Source organism: Arthrobacter sp. P1_A5, assembly GCF_056406825.1.
This window is the reverse complement of record NZ_JBFTZL010000231.1, coordinates 1-4,879: the sequence shown is the minus strand read 5'-3', so window position 1 is coordinate 4,879 and position 4,879 is coordinate 1. Positions and strand designations below refer to the sequence as shown.

Sequence of the window (4,879 nt, the reverse complement as noted above, 5' to 3'; positions counted from 1 at the left end):
ACACTGTCCGTCCCGGAGCTGGACGCGGACCAGGTCCTGGTGCAGGTCGCCGCCGTCGGTGTGTGCGGCAGCGACGTCCATTACTATGAGCACGGCCGGATCGGCGACTACGTCGTGGACCACCCGCTGATCCTGGGCCACGAGCTCTCCGGACGCATCGCCGCCGTCGGCAGCGACGTGGACCCCTCCCGCGTTGGCCGGCGGGTCGCCGTCGAACCCCAGCGGCCCTGCCGCACCTGCAAGCAGTGCAAGGCCGGACGGTACAACCTGTGCCCGGACATCGAGTTCTACGCCACCCCGCCGATCGACGGAGCTTTCACCGAATACGTGAGGATCCAGGACGACTTCGCTTACGACATCCCAGACAGCGTCAGCGACGAGGCGGCAGCCCTCATCGAACCACTCTCCGTCGGCCTCTGGGCCTGCGAACGCGCCCAGATCAAGCCCGGCAGCCGGGTCCTGATCGCCGGAGCCGGCCCCATCGGCATCATCGCCGCCCAAGCCGCCCGCGCTTACGGGGCGACCGAAATCTACATCACGGACATTGCAGAAGAAAGGCTCGCTTTCGCCCTGGAACACGGCGCCACCCATGCCTTGAACGCCTTGACGGACAGTACCGAAGGGCTCGACGTCGATGCCTTCATTGACGCCTCCGGCGCCCCGCAGGCTGTCCGTTCCGGCATCAAAGCCGTTGGACCGGCCGGCCGGGTCATCCTGGTCGGGCTCGGAGCCGACGACGTCGAACTCCCCGTCTCCTACATCCAGAACCGCGAAATCTGGCTCTCGGGCGTCTTCCGCTACACCAACACCTGGCCGCTGGCCATCCAGCTGATCGCGGACGGAAAAGTAGATCTGGACATCCTGGTGACCGGCAAGTTTGCGCTGGCCGACTCGGAAGAAGCACTCAAAGCGGGCAAGCAGGCCGGTCAGCTCAAAACTGTCGTCTACCCGGGCCGCTGATGCGCATCACCGACGCCACCGCGGCGCCCCGCCTCCCCGCGGGGGACGGTGTCCTGACGGTCATTGGCGAATCCCTTGTCGACATCATCCGCGACCCCCGCGGTCCTGCCGGCGGCCAGGCCCACCCCGGGGGCAGCCCCCTCAACGTGGCAGTGGGGGCTGCACGCCTCGACCTCAGGACAATCCTGGTGACCCACTATGGCCTTGACCCGCACGGACACCTGCTCGAAGAGCATCTGCAAACGAACGGCGTCCAGGTGGTCAACGGCGGAAGCGCGGCCACATCTACAGCCCTCGCCACCCTGGGATCTGACGGTGCCGCCGAATACGCCTTCTCGATCACCTGGGCAATCAGTGGGGCGTCCCTCCCGGCCCTCGCTGCCGTCAAAGGTTCCACCCACGTCCACACGGGATCTATCGCCACGGTGCTCCCGCCGGGGGAGCAGGCCACCCTTGCCCTGGTAGAGGCCGCCCGGGAACACGCGACGACCAGTTTCGATCCCAATTGCCGGCCCGCGATCAGCCCCGATGCGGCTGCGGCACGCCGGCAGGCGGAAGTGTTCGTGGCGGCGAGCGACATTGTCAAAGCCAGCGACGAAGACCTGCGCTGGCTCTACCCGGACCGGGCACCGGAAGTATCCCTGCGGGCCTGGCTGGAACTGGGGCCGGCGGTGGTGGCCCTGACGCGCGGAGCCTCAGGCCCGGTCATCCTGTCCGGAAACGGGCGGGTCGAGATGGCAGCTGAACCGATCCGAGTGTCAGATACTGTGGGCGCCGGTGATTCCTTCATGGCGGGGCTTATTTCCGGACTCGCCAAACTTGGAGCGCTCGGGGCGGAGGGAAGACGGCAACTGCAGACCCTGACCCTGGATCAGCTCCACGCAGTCGCCTCGTACGCGAACCGTGCAGCGGCGATCACCTGCTCCCGAAAGGGCGCCAATCCTCCGTGGTCGGCGGAACTCGGGGAACTGTCCTGATGACGCGGTCAGTCTGCGACCGTGACGGTGCCGGCGTCGCCGTCAACGCGGATCCGTTGGCCGCTGGTGAGCCGCTGGGTGGCCACGCCTGTGCCAAGCACGGCCGGGATGCCGTACTCGCGGGCCACGATCGAGCTGTGGCTCAACGGCCCGCCGACGTCGGTCACCACGGCGGAGGCCATCGCGAACAGCGAGGTCCAGGCCGGGGTGGTGATGCGGGCTACCAGGACGTCCCCGGGCTCCATCAGGCCGAAATCCTGTGGGCCCCTCAGGACGCGGGCCGGGGCGGTGACCCGGCCCGCGCTGGCGCCTACGCCCTTGATGACGTCGCCGAGCTGATCCTGTGGGCCTGCCGGCATCATTGAGCCGAAGGCCCGCTCCATCCACCGGCTCTCCGGCAACAGCTGCGGGGCAGCGGCCTTGGCCTGGCCCCGCCACAGCATCTTGCGCTCCTCGACGGCGCCGGCGCGGACGGGCCGGTCTGCCCCGGTAATTGCCACGGCTGCCGGTGTGCCCGACCCGGCAAGTCCGAACTCGACGGCGCTGCGCAACTCCCGGTGGCGCAGCCAGAAGACGTCGGCGGGCTCGGCGATGACTGCGGAGCCGACGAGCCGTCGGCCCAGCTCGAACAGCATCCGCCTCAGCAGCGGCCACGCCAGCCCGACGTCGGCCAGGGCGTCCTCGCGGATCGGGGCTGCGTTTTGCGCCCACCGGAGCAGCCGGAGGAATGCGGCCCGGCGCCTCGGCCCGAGCCGGGCGACGATTCGGCGGGTTTCATCCTCGCGACGGGCGGCCGAGAGCCGCTGGCGCTCGTAAGGGTCATTGCCCTGTCCCCGCAGGTAAAACTTCACCGTCTCCAGCAGCGGCGAGGGATCGTCGGCAGGCACCGGACTGACGAAGTCCAGGTTATAGACCGCATGGCCGAACCGGCCGAGGTGCTCCTGGAAGCGGGCCTGCCATTGCTGCCAGGGTGCCGGGTCCACTCCGGCAGGCGGGAACCCGGTGCGTTGCGGCCCGGCCAGCGCGGCGGTGGGTTCGTTGAGGATCGCCGGAGCCAGCCCCGGGACGTCCCGGGCCCAGGCTGCGAGGTCGTACAGCGACTTCTCTGCGCGGATGGGTTCGCTGTCGTAACCGAGGAGGAAAGTCTGGGCGGGGGGATCGCCGTCGCGCCGAACGAACTTGTCGTAGTAGGCCCGGAAGGAGATTTCGCTTGTTGCGGCGATCGGAATGATGGACTGCACGGCCGTGTAGTACACCGTGCCGGCGTCAAGCAGCGTCTGCACACCCGCCAGCAGTTCCTCTCCGGAGAGCTCCCCGACGGGCTTCGCGGACCAGTCCTTGATCACCTGCTCGTAGCGGGGATGCGAAAATTCCCGCCAGCCCGCCACTCCCATATGCGCCTTGCCGCGGGCCAGCGCACGCATCGCCGTCAGCGATTTGCCCATCACCCGCCACATTCCCGAGTTGCGGTAATAGTAGTAGGCGTAGCCGTTGATAGTGGGCAGCCCGACGTCGTCCTCGCGGATGACCTCCTTGCCGACGGCGCCGGCCATCAGGGCCCTCAGCGACCGTGACACCGAGCCGTCAATGAGGTYGGCGAACAGCGGCGAGAGGGGGTCGGGCAGCTGCTCAACGATGCTTGCCCGGAAGTAGAGCCCGTGCCGGTAGGGCACCGGCCAGGTGTCCGGGATGTCGGCTGCCGGGTCGGGCAGCGCGGTGATGGGCCGGGATTGCAGGATGAAGAACTCGCCACCGGCGCGTGCCCACTCGATATCCTGCGGCGTCCCGAAATGCTCCGTAATCCGTGTTCCGTAACCGGCCAGCTCGGCCGCCGCCCGGTCGTCCAATACGGCCTGCCGGCGGCGCGTCACCGGCACCGGCTGCTCCAGAGTGCCGCGCTCCGCGTAGACGGTCATGACCTCCTTGTCAGCTGTCCGGCGCGACAGCACCCGGCCCGTCCCGGCTTCGACGACGACGTCGTCCGTGGTGACCGATCCGCTGACAACGGACTCGCCCAGGCCCCACGCGGCACTGATCACCGTCTGGTCGCGGCGCCCGTTGGCCGGATTGGCGGTGAACATCACCCCGGCCGCCTCGGCGTCGACCATCTGCTGGACCACGACGGCGAGGCGCACCGTGTCCGGGTCGATGCCTTCACGGGCGCGGTAGGCCATGGCACGCGCTGTCCACAGGGAGGCCCAGCACTCAATCACGGCCGCGGCCACAGCCTCCGTCCCCCGGACGTTGAGGTAGGTTTCCTGTTGCCCGGCGAAGCTGGCTGAGGCGAGGTCCTCGGCCGTGGCGGAGGAGCGCACCGCCACGGCTGTGTCTGCGTCGCCTAGCCTCCCGTAGGCGCCGCCGAGTTCCGCCGCGATGGCGTGTGGCATGGTGCCGCCGGTGAAAAGGGCGCGGATCCGTTTCGAGGCTTCCTCGTAGTCCTGTGGCGCCGCGTGCGGCGACAGAACAGCCAGTTCATGGATGCCGGCCTCGAGATGGTTGGCAGCCACATAATCCGCGTAGGCTGCGGTGTTCAACACGAACCCCGGCGGGACCGGCAGTCCTCCCTGGCTGAGGCCGCCCAGACCGACGCCCTTGCCGCCTGCCGCGGCGACGTCGCCGCGCCCCACATCGTCGAAGTTGTTGATGTAGGTCATGACCTCGAGTCCTTTCCGCCCGGAGCCAGGCTCCGTGGTTCAGCCTGATTCCCAACATACTGGCACTGCCGCAGGCGAGAGGCCATAGCCGTACCGGTGGGCAGGGGATCCCAATAGCCCCGCCGGCGGAGGGGTGCGGCCGGGGGCCACCAATCGCTCGCACCCMCGTTCCGACAACAAGATGCCCGGGGCTATGGGTCGCAGCCCTTGCCCGGGGCATCTAAACAATCCGCATGTTCAGCCGCGGCCGGCGTCGGTGCCCTCGGTGCCCTCGGAGCCCTCGCTGTC

General features: G+C 68.7%; 3 protein-coding genes. 2 read left to right on the top strand and 1 reads right to left on the bottom strand.

Annotated elements, in window-relative coordinates; translation table 11 throughout:
- A partial coding sequence (locus AC1D1S_RS19250) for an NAD(P)-dependent alcohol dehydrogenase (RefSeq protein ID WP_476995222.1) occupies nt 1–960 on the top strand: 960 nt, incomplete at its 5' end.
- Nucleotides 960–1,937, top strand: a complete 978-nt coding sequence (locus tag AC1D1S_RS19245) for a carbohydrate kinase family protein (protein WP_476995221.1) — start codon at nt 960–962, stop codon at nt 1,935–1,937. The genes AC1D1S_RS19250 and AC1D1S_RS19245, both read left to right, overlap by 1 nt.
- An 8-nt stretch (nt 1,938–1,945) precedes the next feature.
- Here AC1D1S_RS19245 and AC1D1S_RS19240 read toward each other — a convergent pair whose 3' ends face one another.
- Nucleotides 1,946–4,591, bottom strand: a complete 2,646-nt coding sequence (locus AC1D1S_RS19240) for a PEP/pyruvate-binding domain-containing protein (RefSeq protein WP_476995220.1) — start codon at nt 4,589–4,591, stop codon at nt 1,946–1,948.
- Nucleotides 4,592–4,879: the final 288 nt, after the last annotated feature.